The following is a 16314-nucleotide window of genomic DNA, read 5'->3' as shown; positions in this document are numbered from 1 at the left end:
GAGGTCGTGAGCCCTGTGAGGCCGTGAGCGGAAGTTGACGGGCTCGCACGCGAGTGCCGGCGGCTGCTGAAACCTGGGCTGGCCATCGTGGGTGGCAACTCTCGCCGACTGCCGCATCAGAGGAGCCCATCATGAGCCGCCGCCACTGGATCGACGACTGGCGTCCGGAGGACGCCACCTTCTGGGAATCGACCGGGGCCGGGGTCGCCCGCCGCAACCTGATCTGGTCGATCTTCGCCGAGCACCTCGGCTTCTCGGTCTGGCTGATCTGGTCGGTCTCTTCTGCCTTCCTGGTCGCCCAGGGCTTCGACTTCACGCCGAGCCAGCTGTTCTTCCTGATCGCCATCCCGAACCTGGTCGGCTCGCTGCTGCGCGTCCCCTACACCCTCGCGGTGCCGAAGTTCGGCGGCCGCAACTGGACGATGATCTCGGCCGGGCTGCTGCTGGTCCCGACCCTCGGCTTCGCGTACGCCGTCACCCAGCCGTCCACCCCCTACTGGGCCTTCTGCGTCATCGCCGCCACCGCCGGGCTCGGCGGCGGGAACTTCGCCTCCTCGATGGCGAACATCAACTTCTTCTACCCCGCATCCAAGAAGGGCGCGGCGCTCGGCCTCAACGCCGCCGGCGGCAACCTCGGCGTCGCGCTGATCCAGTTCCTGCTGCCGGTCATCGTCGGAGGTGCGGGCATCTTCGGGCTGATCAAGGCGTCCGAGGGCGGGATCCACCTCGAGCGCGCCGCGTACGTCTATGCCGGACTCGCCGTGATCGCGATCCTCGCTGCCTTCTTCTTCATGGACAACATCACCTCCGCGAAGTCGCCAGTGCGTGAGCAGCTCTCGGTCGTGAGGTCGAAGCAGACCTGGATCATGTCGTTCCTCTACATCGGGACGTTCGGGTCCTTCATCGGCTACTCCGCCGCGATGCCGCTGCTGATCAAGCTCAACTTCTGGGTGCCGTCTCCGGCACCGCTGGGCACCGGCATCTACTTCGCCTACTTCGCCTTCCTGGGTGCGCTGATCGGCTCCGCGACGCGGCCGCTCGGCGGATGGCTGGCCGACCGCTGGGGCGGCGCGAAGGTCACGCTCGGTGCCTTCGTCGGGCTGGTCGTCTTCACTCTCGCGGTGCTGTGGACCCTGATGCAGCTCACCCCGAACCCGGACGCCTCGCCCGCGATCGCGCTCGAGAACCAGTCGTGGTTCCCGGTGTTCCTGGGCTTCTTCATGCTGGTCTTCGCCTCGACCGGCATCGGCAACGGATCGACCTACAAGATGATCCCGTCGATCTTCCGCCGCGAGGCCGAGCTGGCCACCACGCCGGGCACCACCGAGCGTGAGGCCGCACTCGCCCAGGCCACCAAGAAGTCCTCCGCCGCCGTCGGCATCATCGGCGCTGTCGGTGCGGTCGGCGGGTTCCTCATCCCCATCGCGTTCAACAGCCCGTGGGTCTCCAACCCTCTCGACGCGACGAAGTCCGCGTTCATCGCGTTCACGATCTTCTACGCGATCTGCGCCCTGATCACCTTCGCGGTCTACCTGCGCCCGCAGCGTGCGCGCCTGGGGGAGCTGGTCGACGTGCGGATCTGACCGTCGCGCCCGCTGTAACACGCTGTTCGTAGTACTTCTCGCCTTTTCAGAACGACCGGACAGAAGTTGTAACAGCGTGTTACAGGGGGCCGGGCGGCTTCAGGCCAGGCCGATCGCAGCCTCCGCGGCCGCCAGGACCGGGGCGGTCACCTCGCGGCAGCGAGCCGCTCCGGCGGCGTACACCTCGGTCACGTACGCCCGGTCGGCGGCGAGCTCGCGGTAGCGCTTCTGGAGCGGCTCGAGCTCGGCGACGACCGCGTCGGTGACCGCAGCCTTCAGGGCGCCGTAGCCCGACAGCCCGGCAGCAGAGCCGCCGCAGGCCTCCAGGATGTCGATCAGGTTGGTGACGCCCGGTCGCTCCGGATCCCGGGAGACGTCCCCGGTCGAGTCGGTGACCGCGCGGGCGACCTTGCGGCGTACGACATCGGGTTCGTCCAGCAGGAAGATCGAGCCGGGGTGCGCGTCGCCGGAGGACTTCGACATCTTGCGCGTCGGGTCCGCCAGGTCCATCACCCGCGCTCCGGCGACCGGGTGCACCGCCTGGGGGACGGTGAAGACCCGGCCGTACGTGGTGTTGAACCGGATCGCGATGTCGCGGGCGAGCTCGACGTGCTGGCGCTGGTCGTCGCCGACCGGCACCTCGGCGGCACCGTAGAGCAGGATGTCGGCCGCCATCAGCACCGGATAGGTGAACAACGAGGCGCGCACCGAGGCTCCGGAGCGGCGCGACTTCTCCTTGAACTGGATCATCCGCCCCAGCTCACCGGTGTGCGCGACGCACTCGAGCAGATAGCCGAGCGATCGGTGCGCGGGGACGTGGGACTGGATGAACAAGGTGGCCGGCTCGAGCCCTGATGCCAGCAGGAGGAGGGCCATCTCCTCGGTCCGCGTACGCAGCACCGACGGTTCGTGCGGCATCGTCAGCGCATGCAGGTCGGAGAGCCCGTAGAAGGCGTCCGAGTCGGCCGCGGCAGCCATCGGCCGCAACGCGCCGAGGAGGTTGCCGAGAGTGAGCCGGCCGGAGGGAGTGATGAGGGAGAGTCGCGTGGTCATGGTGGGACCTTTCGGGATGAGGCCCACGGGTCAGCGACGATCACCTATGAAAGAGGCCGCCCGTGGGCGGCCTGATGTGAATGCTCAACAATCGGGTGGACCGCCTAGGAGGCGGACCACCACTGGGTCGAACGAATGCTGAACACCTCGCCATTGTCGCACACGTCACGGATACCGTGTGGCCCATGACGACTCTGCCGACCACGGGCCCGAACACCTGCCACGCGCAGTCGACGGTCGTCTTCGACGAGAGCCTGGCCGACTACGACTTCGGCCCGACCCATCCGATGGCCCCGATCCGGGTGGACCTGACGATGCGCCTGGCCGGCGAGCTCGGGGTGCTCGACCATCTGAAGGTCGTCGAGGCGCCGATGGGCACCCCGGAGCAGCTGCTCACCGTCCACGACGAGAGCTACATCGAGGCCGTGATCCGGGCGGGGAAGAGCGGCGACGCCGATCTGTCGCACGGCCTCGGCACCGAGGACGACCCGATCTTCCCGCACATCCATGACGCCAGTGCGCACATCGTCGGCGCGAGCATCGAGGCGTGCCGCCAGGTCTACTCCGGTGAGAGCCTGCACAGCGCCAACATCATGGGCGGCCTCCACCACGCGATGCGCGGCCGCGCCTCCGGGTTCTGCATCTACAACGACGTCGCCGCCGGCATCCAATGGCTCCTTGACCAGGGCGTCGAGAAGATCGCCTACGTCGACGTGGACGTGCACCACGGGGACGGCGTCGAGCGGGCCTTCTGGAACGACCCACGGGTCCTCACGATCTCGATCCACGAGACCGGGCAGCTGCTCTTCCCCGGCACCGGGTTCGCCGAGGAGATCGGCGGTCCGGAGGCCGAGGGGAGCGCGGTCAACGTCGCCCTGCCGCCAGGCACCGCCGACCACGGCTGGCTGCGCGCCTTCCACGCCGTCGTGCCCGATCTGGTCCGCGAGTTCCAGCCGGAGATCCTGATCACCCAGCAGGGCTGCGACTCGCACACCGACGACCCGCTCGCCGACCTGGCTCTCAGCGTCGACGGCCAGCGAGCGGCGTACGTCGCCCTGCACGAGCTCGCCCACGAGGTGTGCGCGGGCAAGTGGGTGGCGTTCGGAGGTGGCGGTTATGCGGTGGTCGACGTGGTGCCACGCGCGTGGACCCACCTTCTTGCGCTAGTCTCGGGACATCCCTTGGAGCCGACGCTCGACGTGCCAGGTGGCTGGCGCGACCACGTGCAGACGCGCCTCGGGAGGGTTGCGCCGTTGCGGATGACGGACGGACGTGAACCGGCCTACCGCGACTGGGGGAGCGGATACGACCCCGGTACGTGGCTGGACCGGCAGGTCCATGCGACTCGCACAGCGGTGTTCCCGCTGCACGGGCTCGACCCGATGCCGTAGTCCCGGTCATTGGTTTCGTGACGGTTTCGAAACCGTGGTTCGTTGCACCCAAAAGCAACTCGACACGCCGTGGCGATGTGAGATTCTAGGGGTGTCCCCTTCCCCATCAGTCACATCAGGCCCTATTCTCACTTTGGGATCGCGTTTTGGACCAGAGGTGGGGAAGCCGCTGGCGTCGCGATCACTCGAGAGAGAACGGTGGAAGCAGATGGTTACTCCTTCTGGAGACATCTCTGACAGCAAGTTCCTGACCGTTGCCGAGGTTGCGTCGATGATGCGCGTCTCCAAGATGACGGTCTACCGGTTGGTTCACTCGGGCGAGCTGCCTGCGGTGCGTGTCGGTCGCTCCTTCCGGGTTCGGGAGGACGACGCGAACGAGTACCTCAAGAGCTCGTTCTACAACGCGGGCTAGTTGTCGGACCCCGCGCCCGGGCACGACGGGCGCGGGGGCAACACCGGTCTCATCCGGGTCACCGATTCTTTCTGGGTGCCCTGACTTCGTTAGTCTTACCGCCTAGGTCTGTTTGCCGCTCGCTGCGGTGAGTGGCCGCGTCGGCACCGGGCCGGCATTCTCTGCAACGATCGTGAAGGGTTCCCCGTGGGTTCTGTCATCAAGAAGCGTCGCAAGCGCATGGCGAAGAAGAAGCACCGCAAGCTGCTCAAGAAGACTCGCGTCCAGCGCCGCAAGCTCGGCAAGTGACGTACGTGGCGTAGGTGGCGGAACGCGTCGGACCCGGTCGGGTCCTTCTGGTCACCGGGGTCTCGCGTGACCTCGGTCGCCGTTTTGCGCGCGCTGCCGCCCGCCACCCGAACGTCGAGCGGGTGATCGGCGTCGACGTCGCCCCGCCACGTGGGGACATCGGCAAGGTCGGGTTCGTCCGAGCCGACATCCGCAACCCGGTGATCGCCAAGGTGATCGCCAAGGAGGAGGTCGACACCGTCGTCCACCTCAGCGTCATCGCGACCCCCGGCTCCACCGGGGGTCGTTCGACGATGAAGGAGCTCAACGTCATCGGGACGATGCAGCTCCTCGCCGCGTGCCAGACCGCGCCGTCCCTGCGCCAGGTCGTGGTGAAGTCGACGACCCAGGTCTACGGAGCGAGCAGCCGCGACCCGGCGATGTTCACCGAGTCGATGGAGCCACGGCGCACCCCGTCGTCGGGCTATGCCCGCGACGTGGCCGACATCGAGTCCTACGTACGCGGCTTCGCCCGCCGTCGTCCGGACGTCGCGGTCACGGTGCTGCGCTGCGCCAACGTCCTCGGGCCGAGCGTGGAGAGCCCGATCGCGGCCCACTTCCGGCGCACCGTCGTGCCGAACGTGCTCGGTTTCGACCCCCGTCTGCAGTTCCTCCACGAGCAGGATCTCTACGGCGTCCTCGAGCATGCCGTACGCACCGGCGTACCAGGCACGTTCAACGTCGCCGGCGACGGCGTCCTGACGCATGCCCAGGTCGCCCGCAGGCTGCAGCGGGTGACCGTGCCGATCCCGGAGCCGCTGTTCGGCCTGGCGAGGTTCGGTGGCGGTGAGTATCCCGCCGAGCTGAAGGCGCTGCTCACCTACGGCCGCGGTGTCGACACCACCCGGATGCGCTCCTTGCTGGGTTTCGAGCCGCGGTTCACGACCGAGCAGACGGTCGCGGACTTCGCGGAGAGCGTGCCGCCGTCCGCCAACCGCACCGACCGAGCTCTTGCCGCCGTGGAGAGCCGACTGACAGGAGTGCCCCGGTGACCGAGTCGGCCGCCCGGGGGTTCACGGGCACCACCACGCGCGAGCGCCACCCGCTGCGGGCCATCCCGGCGACCGACTGGGCCGCTGCCCTGGAGAGCGCCGCCAAGGAGATCTTCGGTGCCGAGTGGGAAGAGCAGCTCGCGCGATTCATCGTGTTCCTGCGGCGCCGGATCTCGGGCGCCTACTCCGTCGACGAATACGGCTTCGACCGGGAGCTGACCCAACGCTTCCTGCTCGCCGTGCTGCGGCCGATCAAGGAGAAGTGGTTCCGGGTCGAGGTGCGTGGGATCGAGAACATCCCGACCGACGGCGGTGCCCTGATCGTCTCCAACCACTCCGGCACGATCCCCATGGACGGCCTGATGACGATGGTGTCGATCCACGATGCGCTCGGGCGCGACCTGCGCCCGCTCGGGGCCGACCTGGTCTTCCGGCTGCCGGTCGTCGGCAACATCGCCCGCAAGGCGGGTGCGACCCTGGCCTGCAGCGAGGACGCCGAGCGGATGCTGCGCAACGGCGAGCTCGTCGGCGTCTGGCCTGAGGGCTTCAAGGGCATCGGCAAGCCCTACACCGAGCGTTACAAGCTGCAGCGCTTCGGCCGTGGTGGTTTCGTCTCCTCCGCGCTGCGCACCGGCGTCCCGATCGTGCCGCTCTCCGTGGTCGGTGCCGAGGAGATCTACCCGCTGGTCGGCAACATTCCGGCCCTGGCCAAGGTCCTCGGCGTGCCCTACCTGCCGATCACGCCCTTCTTCCCGCTCCTCGGTCCGCTGGGTCTCGTCCCGCTCCCGTCGAAGTGGCTCATCGAGTTCGGTGAGCCGATCCGCACCGACGCCTACGACGCCTCAGAGGCCGACGACCCGATGCTGGTCTTCAACGTCACCGACCAGGTGCGCGAGACGATCCAGCAGACCCTCTACCGCCTCCTGGGCGAGCGCGAATCGGTCTTCGGCTGACCCCTGCCGAAGCGTCACCCCCGTCGGCCGAAGCGTCACTCCGGTCGGCCGAAGCGGCACCTCAGTGCCATCTCGGCCGACGCAGCTGACGCCTCGGCAGGGGTTAGGGGAGCAGGAGCCCGGTGGCGCCGGCGAGCACGTCGCCGACCAGACCGGTGACGCCGGTGACGAGGCCGGTGACGGGGCCCTTCACGGTGCCGGTGTCGGGGTCCGGCTCAGGGGCGGGTTCCCCGGACGGATCGCCGTCGGACGGCGCGGTCGGCGTGGGCAGGATGCTGTCGACCGCATCCGGCGCGTCGGAGGGCTTCTCCTGACCTTCCTCGCCCTTGGGGTCGGTCACCGAGCCGGGACCGATCTTGTCGGGGTCGATGGAGGGCAGATCGAGGGCGTTGTCGTCCGGGGTGAGCGGAGGCAGCGCCTCGGCCTCGACGACGGTGTCGGCCGGAAGGAGCCCGTCGATCTCGGAGGTGAGGCTGGAGACCAGCGTGGCCGGGAGCTCGGTGATGCCACCCTCGCAGGTGGGGCAGAGCTGGGCGGCAGCCTGGTCGATCAGCACCAGGGTCTGGGCAGCGTCGGAGACCGCGGGCTCGGCCCGCTCGGGGACGTGCGGTCCGAGCTTGGCCAGCTCCTCGACGCCATCGGCCGCAAACGTACGCAGCTGGGCGAGCGAGTCGTTGTCCTGGGACTGCTCGAAGTCGCTGATCAGCAGGTCCGAGCCGTGGGCGGCCTGCCGGGAGAAAGTCTCGAGCGTCGAGGTGACCTGCTCGGCGTCGGTCATCGGTGCATCGGCGACCAGCGACTCGGCCTCGCGCAGTCGGGTGCCGGCGTCCTCGAGGATCCGGATGCCCCGGGCCTGAGTGCTGACGGTGAAACCGGCGGAGACGTTCTCCACGGCACGCTTGACCGGGTAGAGCGAGTCCCCGGGAAGTGCGGTCTGGGACGCGGCGGCCGCGCCTGCGGTCCCGCCGACGATCGCCATCGCGGCGAAGGCGACGGCCAGCTTGCGCTGGCGCCGGGGCCTGCTCACGCGGCCGACGGTGAGCTTCCGCTCGACGGCCCGCTCGGGGTGCGGAGCGGGCACGAGCTCGGTGTCGGCGGCCTCCATGAGGCGCTCACGCAGCGAGACGGAGAAGTCTCGGCTGGGGACAGCGGAGTCGCTGAGGCTGGAGAGCGACGAAGCGAAGACTGCCAGTTCGCGAAGCTCGTCGGCAGTCGCCGAGGAACGCCGATCAGCCGCGGCAGGGGCCGCGACCATTCGGTCGAACTCTTCGGCACGCTTTCGCGCCGGGAACGCCGGGCTCATCGGAAGGTTCCTACTCGGTGTCGGCAGTGAGGGATTCGTCGAAACAGCTGAACGCAAGGAGCAGCCATGTCGGACAACGAGTCGCCCCGGCCGCGGGTTACGGCAACCGGTCGAGCATTCAAGGTGGTGCGGAACACAGTCATCAGCGGATCCCGTCAGGCATCTGCTTGGCGAGATTGCGGATCCCGCGCAGCTGGAGCTGTTTCACGGCTCCGTCGCTGCGTCCGAGGATAGCGGCTGTCTCCGCAATAGACAGCCCTTGGAGGAAACGCATGATGATGCAGTCACGCTGCTCGTCGGGGAGCTTGGAGAGCGCGCCGAGCAGCATCTCGTTGGTGACGCCCGCCATCACGATCTTCTCCGGGCCGTCGGCCGAGGAGTCGTGCAGGCCCATGTCCTCGGTGGTCATCTCCAGGCGCGTACGTCCCGCCTTGAAGTGGTCGGTGGCCAGGTTGCGGGCGATGGTCATCAGCCAGGCGCCGAAGTCCTTGCCCTGCCAGCGGAAGCCGGTCATCGAGCGCAGTGCCCGGAAGAACGTCTCCGACGTGAGGTCCTCGGCGACCTGGGTGGAGCGGGTCCGGTAGAAGAGGAACCGGTAGACCGCGCCGTGGTAGTGGTCGTAGAGCAGGCCGAAGGCCTCCTTGTCGCCCTTGCGGGCGAGCTCGACCAGTGCGATCAGGCGGGTGCGGTCGGCCTCGCTCTCCTCGGAGGAGGCGGCGAGGTCGGTGTCGTCGTCGGGCTCGTTGTCGGAGCGGGGCTTGGTCTCGTGGGTGCCGCCCGAGCCGCGACGCTCGGGCTCGGCGAACGGTCCCGAGGCACCGGCGACGCCGACGTAGGCGGGTTCGTAGCCCTCGTTCATCAGGAGCTCGACCGCAGCGCGCAGCGCATCCAAGCGACGATGGACGTCATTGGTGCGGCGCGACATGTGGGTCCCTCCCGAAGACTCCCCCTGAGCGAGTGCCACCTTACGGGTTAGGGCATCCCGATGTCAGGTCCAGCGCCGAACTTCTGTCGGCGTGTGGTGGCAATTTCGTTAACGAACGGGTGGATCACTGGCGTTTGCCTCGAAGTGCGATGGCCACCGCGATGGCTCCCGTGGCCGCACCGCCCATCGCCGCGGTCATCAGGCCGGCCCGGGCGGCCTTGCGGCCGGTGCGATAGTCACGGATCGGCCAGCCCTTCGCGCGCGCGTGGGCGCGCAGGCGCGCATCCGGGTTGATGGCACACGGATGACCGACCAGCGAGAGCATCGGCAGGTCGTTGTAGGAGTCCGAGTAGGCCGAGCAGCGAGACAGGTCGAGGCTCTCCCGGGCGGCGATCGCCTTGACCGCCTCCGCCTTGGCCGGCCCGTGGAGCATCTCGCCGACCAGCTCGCCGGTGTAGACGCCGTCCTCGGTGGCCGCCACCGTGCCGAGGGCACCGGTCAGCCCGAGCCGCCGGGCAATGACCCGCGCCGCCTCGACGGGTGCCGCGGTCACCAGCCACACGCGCTGCCCCTGGTCGATGTGGGTCTGTGCGAGCGCCCGCGTGCCGGGCCAGATCCGGTGGGCCATGCCTTCGTCGAAGATCTCCTCCATCAGGCTCTCGACCTCCTCGGCGCGATGGCCACGGATGAACGAGAGTGCCGACGAGCGCGCCGACTCCATGTGGGCGGGGTCCTCGACCCCGGCCACGCGGAAGTAGGCCTGCTTGTACGCCGCCGAGGCGATGTCCCGCGTACGGAAGAACTTGCGCCGATGCAGGCCGCGGGCCAGGTGGAAGATCGTCGCGCCCTGCATGATCGTGTTGTCCACGTCGAAGAAGGCTGCCGCCGCCGGGTCTCCGGCCGCCGGATAGAGCCAGGCCTCGATCTCCGCGGCCGCGGCCGATGCCTCGCCGGCGAGCGCCGAGCGGCGTTTGAGGTCTTTTCGCCGCAGCTCGGCGCGGCGGCGGTCGCTGGCGCTGCTCATTGCGCCAACAGTAGTGGCCCGGAGGCCGTTGTGGGGACAGTGCTGCGTGCCAAGATGGTCGGGTGGAACCGCGAGTGACCTTCTACTCCCGTCAGGGCTGTCATCTGTGCGACGAGGCGAGACTGGTCGTCGAGAGGGTGGTCGGAGACGACTACACCGAGGTCGACATCGACGCCGACGAGGAGCTGCGCGAGCGCTTCACGAACGAGGTGCCGGTGACGTACGTCGACGGGAAGCAGCACGACTTCTGGCGAGTCTCCGAGGAGCGGCTGAGGGCAGCGCTGGCGCGCTCTCCAGAATAACTGTCGATCGGCCCAATACCCCGAACAACCCCCCTCTGCCAACTCCGCAGGCACGTGTGCTAGCCAACGGTCTGCGAGTTTGTTCTCGCGGTCACAAACTCCGTATGGTGGCGGAGCCGCAGGGCGATCCCGGGCTAAAAAGCCCCCGTCTGTGGCGCCGGCATTGAAAGAGCAGAGCGTGACGGCACGGAGTACGAATACGGGCGAGGGCAGCAGTGCCCAGGACCCCCACCGGGACATTCCCGAGGCGACAGTCGCCCGGCTCCCGGTCTACCTCCGGGCTCTGACCTCGCTCGCCGAGCGCAACATCGCCTCCTGCTCCTCCGAGGAGCTCGCGACGGCCGCCGGGGTCAACTCCGCCAAGCTGCGCAAGGACCTCTCCTACCTGGGCTCCTACGGCACCCGTGGCGTCGGCTACGACGTCGACTACCTGAGCTACCAGATCGCCCGTGAGATCGGCGTGACCCACGACTGGCCGGTCATCATCGTCGGTATCGGAAACCTGGGCCAGGCGCTGGCCAACTTCTCCGGCTTCAGCAGCCGCGGCTTCCGCACCGTCGCGCTGCTGGACGCGGCCGAGCAGATGCAGGGCCGGACCGTCGCCGGGCTCGAGGTCCGGCCGTTCGCCGACCTCGCCGAGATCGTCGCGGCCGAGCAGGTCTCGATCGGGGTCATCTCGGTGCCGGCGACCGCGGCCCAAGACGTCGCCGACGCGATGGTCGCCGCCGGCATCAGCAGCATCCTCAACTTCGCGCCTGCGGTCCTGAACGTGCCGCCGGGCGTCGACGTACGCAAGGTCGACCTCTCCATCGAGCTGCAGATCCTCGCGTATCACGAGTCGCGCAAGGCTGCAGAAGCAAACGGGGCGGTAGATAATGGTTCCGAGGAAGGGATGCCCGCATGAGTGTTCTGGTCGTCGGAATCTCCCACAACTCTGCGCCGGTCTCGATGCTCGAGGCCGCCTCGGTGGACGCGGAAGGGCTGCAGAAGCTCCTCACTGACGTGGCTGGTTGTGAACATGTCAGCGAGGCAGCGGTCATCGCGACCTGCAACCGCCTCGAGATCTATACCGAGGTGGACCGCTTCCACGGTTCCGTCGAGGAGCTCTCCCGCCGGATCATCGAGGGTGCCGGCCAGACGCTCGAGGCGATGCTGCCGCACCTCTACGTCCACTACGACGACGGTGCCGTCTCCCACCTGTTCAAGGTGGCGGCCGGCCTCGACTCGATGGCGGTCGGCGAGGGCCAGATCCTGGGCCAGGCGCGCGCCGCCCTGCAGCTCGGCCAGGAGATGGGCACGGTCGGTCCGGCGCTCAACAGCCTGTTCCAGCAGGCGCTGCGGGTCGGCAAGCGTTCGCGTGCGGAGACCGACATCGATCGGGCAGCGCCATCCCTGGTCACCGCTGCGCTGGGTCGTGCCGCCCGAGCCGTGGGTGACGTACGCGGCAAGCGGGTCGCCGTCGTCGGAGCCGGAGCGATGGCCGGGCTGGCCACCGCGACCGTCTCCCGGATGGAGGCCGCCGACGTCGTCGTGGTCAACCGCACCACGGCCAACGCCGAGCGTCTCGCTCAGGAGTACGCCGCGCGCGCCACCTCCCTCGACAAGCTGGCCGAGGAGGTCGCGGCCGCCGACATCGTCATCACCTGCGCGGGCGCGAGCGGGCTGCTCGTGCCGGCCGACATGGTCGGTGACCGCAGCAGCCGCCCGGTCGCCCTGATCGACCTGGCGCTGCCGCACGACATCGACCCCGCCGCGGGCGCGCTTCCCGGCGTCACCCTGATCGACCTGGCCGCCCTCGCCGACGAGCTGCACGCCTCGCCCGCCGGCCGGGAGGTGCTCGCGGTCCGCGACATCGTCACCCAGGAGGTCGCGGCCTTCCTGAGCGCTCGGCGCCAGTCCGCGGTCACCCCGACGGTCGTGGCGCTGCGCAGCATGGCCACCGGTGTCGTCGACACCGAGATGGAACGCCTCGACAACAAGCTTCCCGACCTCGACGAGGCGACTCGTGCCGAGGTCCTCCGGACCGTACGCCGCGTGGCGGACAAGCTCCTCCACGAGCCGACCGTCCGGGTCAAGGAGCTCGCCAACGAGTCCGGTGCGGTGTCCTACGCCGCGGCCCTCGCCGAGCTTTTCGCGCTCGACCCCGAGGCCGTCTCCGCGGTGACCCGGGCCGACGTCCCAGGAGACCACTCATGAGAACCCTTCGCCTCGGCACCCGCCGATCCCAGCTCGCCGTCACCCAGTCGACCCTCGTCGCCGACATGCTGCGCGCCCAGGGCCACATCGTCGAGCTGGTCGAGATCGTCTCCGACGGTGACCGCACCCAGGCCTCGAACACCCCGCTGACCAGCGCGAACTCGACCGGCGTCTTCGTCAGCGCGTTGCGTGACGCGCTCCACGCCAAGGAGATCGACCTCGCGGTCCACTCGCTCAAGGATCTGCCGACCTACCCCGAGGAGGGCATCGAGCTGGTCGCGATCCTGCCGCGCGAGGACCCGCGCGACGTGATCGTCGCCCGCGACGGCCTGACCCTCGGTGAGCTCCCCGCGGGCTCGCGCGTCGGCACCGGCTCGCCGCGACGCGTTGCCCAGATCAAGGCTCTCGGCCTCGGTCTGGAGCTGGCCGGCATCCGCGGCAACGTCGACACCCGCATCAGCAAGGTCCGCTCGGGCGAGTTCGACGCGATCGTCCTCGCCCGCGCCGGCCTGGCCCGCATCGACCGGCTCGACGAGATCACCGAGGTCCTCGACCCGATCCAGGTGCTGCCGGCTCCTGGTCAGGGGGCGCTGGCGGTCGAGTGCCGTGACGGCGACGCCGATGCCGACGTACGCAAGATTCTGACCTCCCTCGACGATGCGCCCACCCGAGCGGCTGTCGAGGCGGAACGCGCGGTGCTCGCCACCCTCGAAGGTGGCTGTGCTGCGCCCATCGGGACCCTCGCCGACGTGGTGGAGGGTGAGGAAGGACCAGAGCTGTGGGTGCGGGCAGTTGCGCTCTCACTCGACGGCTCGCTCTCGGTGCGACTCTCCGCATCCGGGCCGCTCGACGACGCCGCCGGCGTCGGGCGCCGGCTCGCCGAGGAGATGCTCGCCGAGGGTGCAGCAGACCTGACCGACGATCCCACCACTGACCCAGGCCAGGCTGTCATGGACACGGGCGGTTCCCCCCAGACCGCTCCCGAGCAGGACAAGGTGCACAACGCATGACCCGAGCAAAGACCACCGAGCAGAAGGCCGAGCCCGGCTCGGCCACCCCACTGGGCTGGGTGTCCTTCGTCGGCAGCGGTCCCGGTGACCCTGAGCTGCTGACGGTACGGGCGATCGACCTGTTGAAGCAGGCCGATGTCGTCGTGACCGAGGCCCCCGAGCACGAGTCGATGGTGCGCGGCGTTCTCGGCCTCCCCGAGCCGGTCGAGCCGGCCGAGGGTGACACTCTGCCCAAGGAGGGCCAGGAACCGGCCGGACCCGAGTTCATCGACGGCGGGTTCGGCGTGGACGGCCAGCCCCTGGCCAACGCAGCCCGTGCCAAGGCCGTCGTCAAGCAGGCGAAGCTGGGCAAGCGCGTCGTGCGCCTGATGACCGGCGACCCGTTCCTCTACGCCTCTGGCCCCGAGGAGGCGCAGTCGTGCGCCAAGGCGGGCATCGGCTTCGAGATCGTCCCGGGCGTCTCCTCGGTGTCGGCGGTCCCCGCCTACGCCGGCATCCCGCTGACGACCAAGGACCACCACGAGGTCGCGGTCGTGACCTGCAACGAGAAGATCGACTGGAGCCAGTACGCGGACAACCGCACCCTCGTGCTCCTCTCGGGCGTCGGCATGATCGGTGACATCGCCAAGGAGCTCGTCGCGGCTGGTCGTCCGGCCAAGACCCCGGTCGCGATCACCCGCGTCGGCACCACGACCGAGCAGGCGACGGTAGAGTCGACGCTGGAGAACATCGCTGTCGACGCTCGTGCCGCACGGATGGCGCCGCCGGCGATCGTGGTGATCGGCAAGGTGGTCAGCTTGCGTGAGACGCTCTCGTGGTTCGAGACGAAGCCGCTCTTCGGCTGGCGCGTGCTCGTGCCGCGTACGAAGGAGCAGGCGCCGGCGCTGTCGCTGAAGCTGAAGGGCTTCGGCGCCGTGCCCGAGGAGGTCCCGACGATCTCCGTCGAGCCGCCGCGCAACCCGCAGCAGATGGACAAGGCCGTACGCGGTCTCGTCGAGGGCCGCTACAACTGGATCGCCTTCACCTCGATCAACGCCGTGCGCGCGGTCCGGGAGAAGTTCGACGAATACGGCCTGGACTGCCGTGCCTTCTCCGGTCTGAAGATCGCCGCCGTCGGCGAGAAGACCGCGCAGGCGCTGGAGGCCTGGGGTCTGCGCCCCGACCTGGTGCCGAACACCGACAACCAGTCGGCCGCGGGCCTGCTCGAGGTGTGGCCGGAGTACGACGAGGACCTCGACCCGATCAACCGGGTCTTCCTCCCGCGTGCCGACATCGCCACCGAGAACCTCATCGCCGGCCTGGTCGACCTCGGCTGGGAGTGCGACGACGTGACCGCCTACCGCACGGTCCGGGCGGCTCCGCCGCCCGCGCCGACCCGCGACGCGATCAAGACGGGCAAGTTCGACGCGGTGGTCTTCACCTCCTCGTCCACGGTCCGCAACCTGGTCGGCATCGCGGGCAAGCCGCACACCTCCACGGTGATCGCGGCGATCGGTCCGGCCACCGCCAAGACCGCCGAGGAGCACGGCCTGCGGGTCGACGTGATGTCGCCCGAGCCGTCGATCGAGGCGCTCACCGAGGCGCTCGCCGACTTCGGCGCCGCGCGTCGAGCCGCGCTGGTCGAGCAGGGTCTGCCGGTCACCAAGCCGTCTGACCGGCGCCCGGCCTCGCGCCGCCGTTCTCGCACGAGCTGATGCCGCGATGTTCGTCAAGGTACGCAGACCAACCGTCACATCCCGTGCGGAATTCCGCGAGGGGAGTGGCTGTTCTGCTGCATACCTTGACGAACATCCACCCCTAACCCAGGAGCACCGATGAGCATCGAGAAGCCGGTCGTACGTCCCCGCCGGCTGCGCCGCACGCCGATCATGCGCCGGATGGTCGCGGAGACGGCCGTACGTCCCGCCAACCTGGTCCTGCCCGCGTTCGTGCGCGAGGGGATCAGCGAGCCTGTCCCGGTCTCGACGATGCCGGGCGTGGTCCAGCACAGCCGGGAGACGCTGCGCAAGGCCGCGGTCGAGGCCGCTGCGGCCGGCATCGGCGGGATCATGCTCTTCGGCGTCCCCGAGACCAAGGACGCGGTCGGCTCCGGCGCCCTCGACCCTGACGGCATCCTCAACGTCGCCATCGCCGACGTCGTCTCCGAGGTCGGCGACGCGCTCACCGTGATGAGCGACCTGTGCCTGGACGAGTTCACCGACCACGGCCACTGCGGCGTGCTGGCCGAGGACGGCTCCGTCGACAACGACGCCACCCTCGAGATCTACGCCCAGATGGCGATCGCCCACGCCGAGGCCGGCGTCCACATGGTGGGCCCGTCCGGGATGATGGACGGTCAGGTCGCGGTCACCCGCGATGCTCTCGACGGCGCCGGCCACACCGACGTCTCGATCCTCGCCTACTCCGCGAAGTACGCCTCGGCCTTCTACGGCCCCTTCCGCGAGGCGGTCGACTCCGCGCTCAAGGGCGACCGGCGCACCTATCAGCAGGACCCGGCCAATGCGCTCGAGGGCGTCCGCGAAGCGCTCCTCGACGTCGCCGAGGGCGCCGATATCGTGATGGTGAAGCCCGGACTGCCGTATCTCGACGTCCTCCAGCGAGTGCGTGAGGCTGTCGATGTTCCGGTGGCGGCGTACAACATCTCGGGGGAGTACGCGATGGTGGAAGCTGCCGCGGCGAACGGCTGGATCGACCGCGAACCGGCGATCCTGGAGTCCCTCACCGCCTTCAAGAGGGCCGGCGCCGACGTCATTCTGACCTACTGGGCGACCGAGGCAGCAGGCTGGCTGCGAGGCTGACGACCTCGTCTGAACAGCCGGGCAGCCCTGTGACGTGAAACACCT

The 16314-nt window shown here is 69.1% G+C and carries 16 protein-coding genes; 12 read left to right on the top strand and 4 right to left on the bottom strand.

The annotated features are described in order from the left end of the window. Positions 1 to 131: 131 nt before the first annotated feature. Positions 132 to 1583 carry an MFS transporter gene (locus WBG06_RS09290; RefSeq protein WP_336736303.1) on the top strand — a complete coding sequence of 484 codons (1452 nt, stop codon included), beginning with the start codon at positions 132 to 134 and terminating at the stop codon, positions 1581 to 1583. A 99-nt stretch (positions 1584 to 1682) separates the two neighbouring features. Here WBG06_RS09290 and trpS read toward each other — a convergent pair whose 3' ends face one another. Then, positions 1683 to 2636 (bottom strand): tryptophan--tRNA ligase, encoded by a 954-nt coding sequence (gene trpS, locus WBG06_RS09285; RefSeq protein ID WP_336736302.1) that lies wholly within the window; start codon positions 2634 to 2636, stop codon positions 1683 to 1685. Positions 2637 to 2821: 185 nt separating this feature from the next. Between trpS and WBG06_RS09280 the strand changes: the two genes are divergently transcribed. The 5 genes from WBG06_RS09280 to WBG06_RS09260 all read left to right on the top strand — a co-directional run bounded on the left by WBG06_RS09280 (position 2822) and on the right by WBG06_RS09260 (position 6711). Further along, the gene (locus WBG06_RS09280; protein WP_336736301.1) at positions 2822 to 4027 is read left to right on the top strand and encodes an acetoin utilization protein AcuC; all 1206 of its coding nucleotides are present in this window, start codon (positions 2822 to 2824) and stop codon (positions 4025 to 4027) included. Continuing rightward, the gene (locus tag WBG06_RS26515; protein ID WP_442945421.1) at positions 3975 to 4439 is read left to right on the top strand and encodes a helix-turn-helix domain-containing protein; all 465 of its coding nucleotides are present in this window, start codon (positions 3975 to 3977) and stop codon (positions 4437 to 4439) included. Before WBG06_RS09280 ends, WBG06_RS26515 begins: the two co-directional genes overlap by 53 nt. 186 nt (positions 4440 to 4625) lie before the next feature. After that, on the top strand, positions 4626 to 4727 hold the full coding sequence (locus WBG06_RS09270) for a 30S ribosomal protein bS22 (protein ID WP_008356322.1): 102 nt from the start codon (positions 4626 to 4628) through the stop codon (positions 4725 to 4727). A gap of 14 nt (positions 4728 to 4741) precedes the next feature. After that, on the top strand, positions 4742 to 5758 hold the full coding sequence (locus WBG06_RS09265) for an NAD-dependent epimerase/dehydratase family protein (RefSeq protein ID WP_336736300.1): 1017 nt from the start codon (positions 4742 to 4744) through the stop codon (positions 5756 to 5758). Beyond that, positions 5755 to 6711, top strand: coding sequence for a lysophospholipid acyltransferase family protein (locus tag WBG06_RS09260; protein ID WP_336736299.1), 957 nt, complete (start codon positions 5755 to 5757; stop codon positions 6709 to 6711). Before WBG06_RS09265 ends, WBG06_RS09260 begins: the two co-directional genes overlap by 4 nt. Before the next feature lie 103 nt (positions 6712 to 6814). Here WBG06_RS09260 and WBG06_RS09255 read toward each other — a convergent pair whose 3' ends face one another. The 3 genes from WBG06_RS09255 to WBG06_RS09245 form a co-directional block, all read right to left on the bottom strand. Continuing rightward, on the bottom strand, positions 6815 to 8014 hold the full coding sequence (locus WBG06_RS09255) for a DUF5667 domain-containing protein (RefSeq protein WP_336736298.1): 1200 nt from the start codon (positions 8012 to 8014) through the stop codon (positions 6815 to 6817). Between the two features lie 142 nt (positions 8015 to 8156). Beyond that, the gene (locus WBG06_RS09250) at positions 8157 to 8939 is read right to left on the bottom strand and encodes a sigma-70 family RNA polymerase sigma factor (protein WP_336736297.1); all 783 of its coding nucleotides are present in this window, start codon (positions 8937 to 8939) and stop codon (positions 8157 to 8159) included. A gap of 124 nt (positions 8940 to 9063) precedes the next feature. Further along, a complete protein-coding gene (locus WBG06_RS09245) occupies positions 9064 to 9963 on the bottom strand; it encodes an HAD family hydrolase (protein WP_336736296.1) in 900 nt (299 codons plus the stop codon). Between the two features lie 62 nt (positions 9964 to 10025). On the opposite strand from WBG06_RS09245, the gene WBG06_RS09240 reads away from it, so the two are divergent. The 6 genes from WBG06_RS09240 to hemB all read left to right on the top strand — a co-directional run bounded on the left by WBG06_RS09240 (position 10026) and on the right by hemB (position 16269). Next, the gene (locus tag WBG06_RS09240; RefSeq protein ID WP_336736295.1) at positions 10026 to 10265 is read left to right on the top strand and encodes a glutaredoxin family protein; all 240 of its coding nucleotides are present in this window, start codon (positions 10026 to 10028) and stop codon (positions 10263 to 10265) included. Positions 10266 to 10443: 178 nt separating this feature from the next. Continuing rightward, positions 10444 to 11169, top strand: coding sequence for a redox-sensing transcriptional repressor Rex (locus WBG06_RS09235; RefSeq protein WP_336736294.1), 726 nt, complete (start codon positions 10444 to 10446; stop codon positions 11167 to 11169). Beyond that, positions 11166 to 12461: a glutamyl-tRNA reductase gene (locus WBG06_RS09230; protein ID WP_336736293.1), complete on the top strand. Its 1296-nt coding sequence runs from the start codon at positions 11166 to 11168 to the stop codon at positions 12459 to 12461. The genes WBG06_RS09235 and WBG06_RS09230 overlap by 4 nt, the downstream gene beginning before the upstream one ends. Next, complete coding sequence (gene hemC / locus WBG06_RS09225) at positions 12458 to 13471, top strand: hydroxymethylbilane synthase (RefSeq protein ID WP_336736292.1); 1014 nt, start codon at positions 12458 to 12460, stop codon at positions 13469 to 13471. Before WBG06_RS09230 ends, hemC begins: the two co-directional genes overlap by 4 nt. Continuing rightward, positions 13468 to 15165: a uroporphyrinogen-III synthase gene (locus WBG06_RS09220; RefSeq protein WP_336736291.1), complete on the top strand. Its 1698-nt coding sequence runs from the start codon at positions 13468 to 13470 to the stop codon at positions 15163 to 15165. Before hemC ends, WBG06_RS09220 begins: the two co-directional genes overlap by 4 nt. A 120-nt stretch (positions 15166 to 15285) precedes the next feature. After that, entirely contained in the window at positions 15286 to 16269 is a 984-nt protein-coding gene (gene hemB, locus WBG06_RS09215) for a porphobilinogen synthase (RefSeq protein ID WP_336736290.1), read from the top strand. Positions 16270 to 16314 lie beyond the last annotated feature (45 nt).

Source organism: Nocardioides sp. CCNWLW239, from assembly GCF_037137035.1.
In the GTDB taxonomy this organism is placed as follows: Bacteria; Actinomycetota; Actinomycetes; order Propionibacteriales; family Nocardioidaceae; genus Nocardioides.
This window is presented reverse-complemented; position numbering and strand designations above follow the sequence as displayed.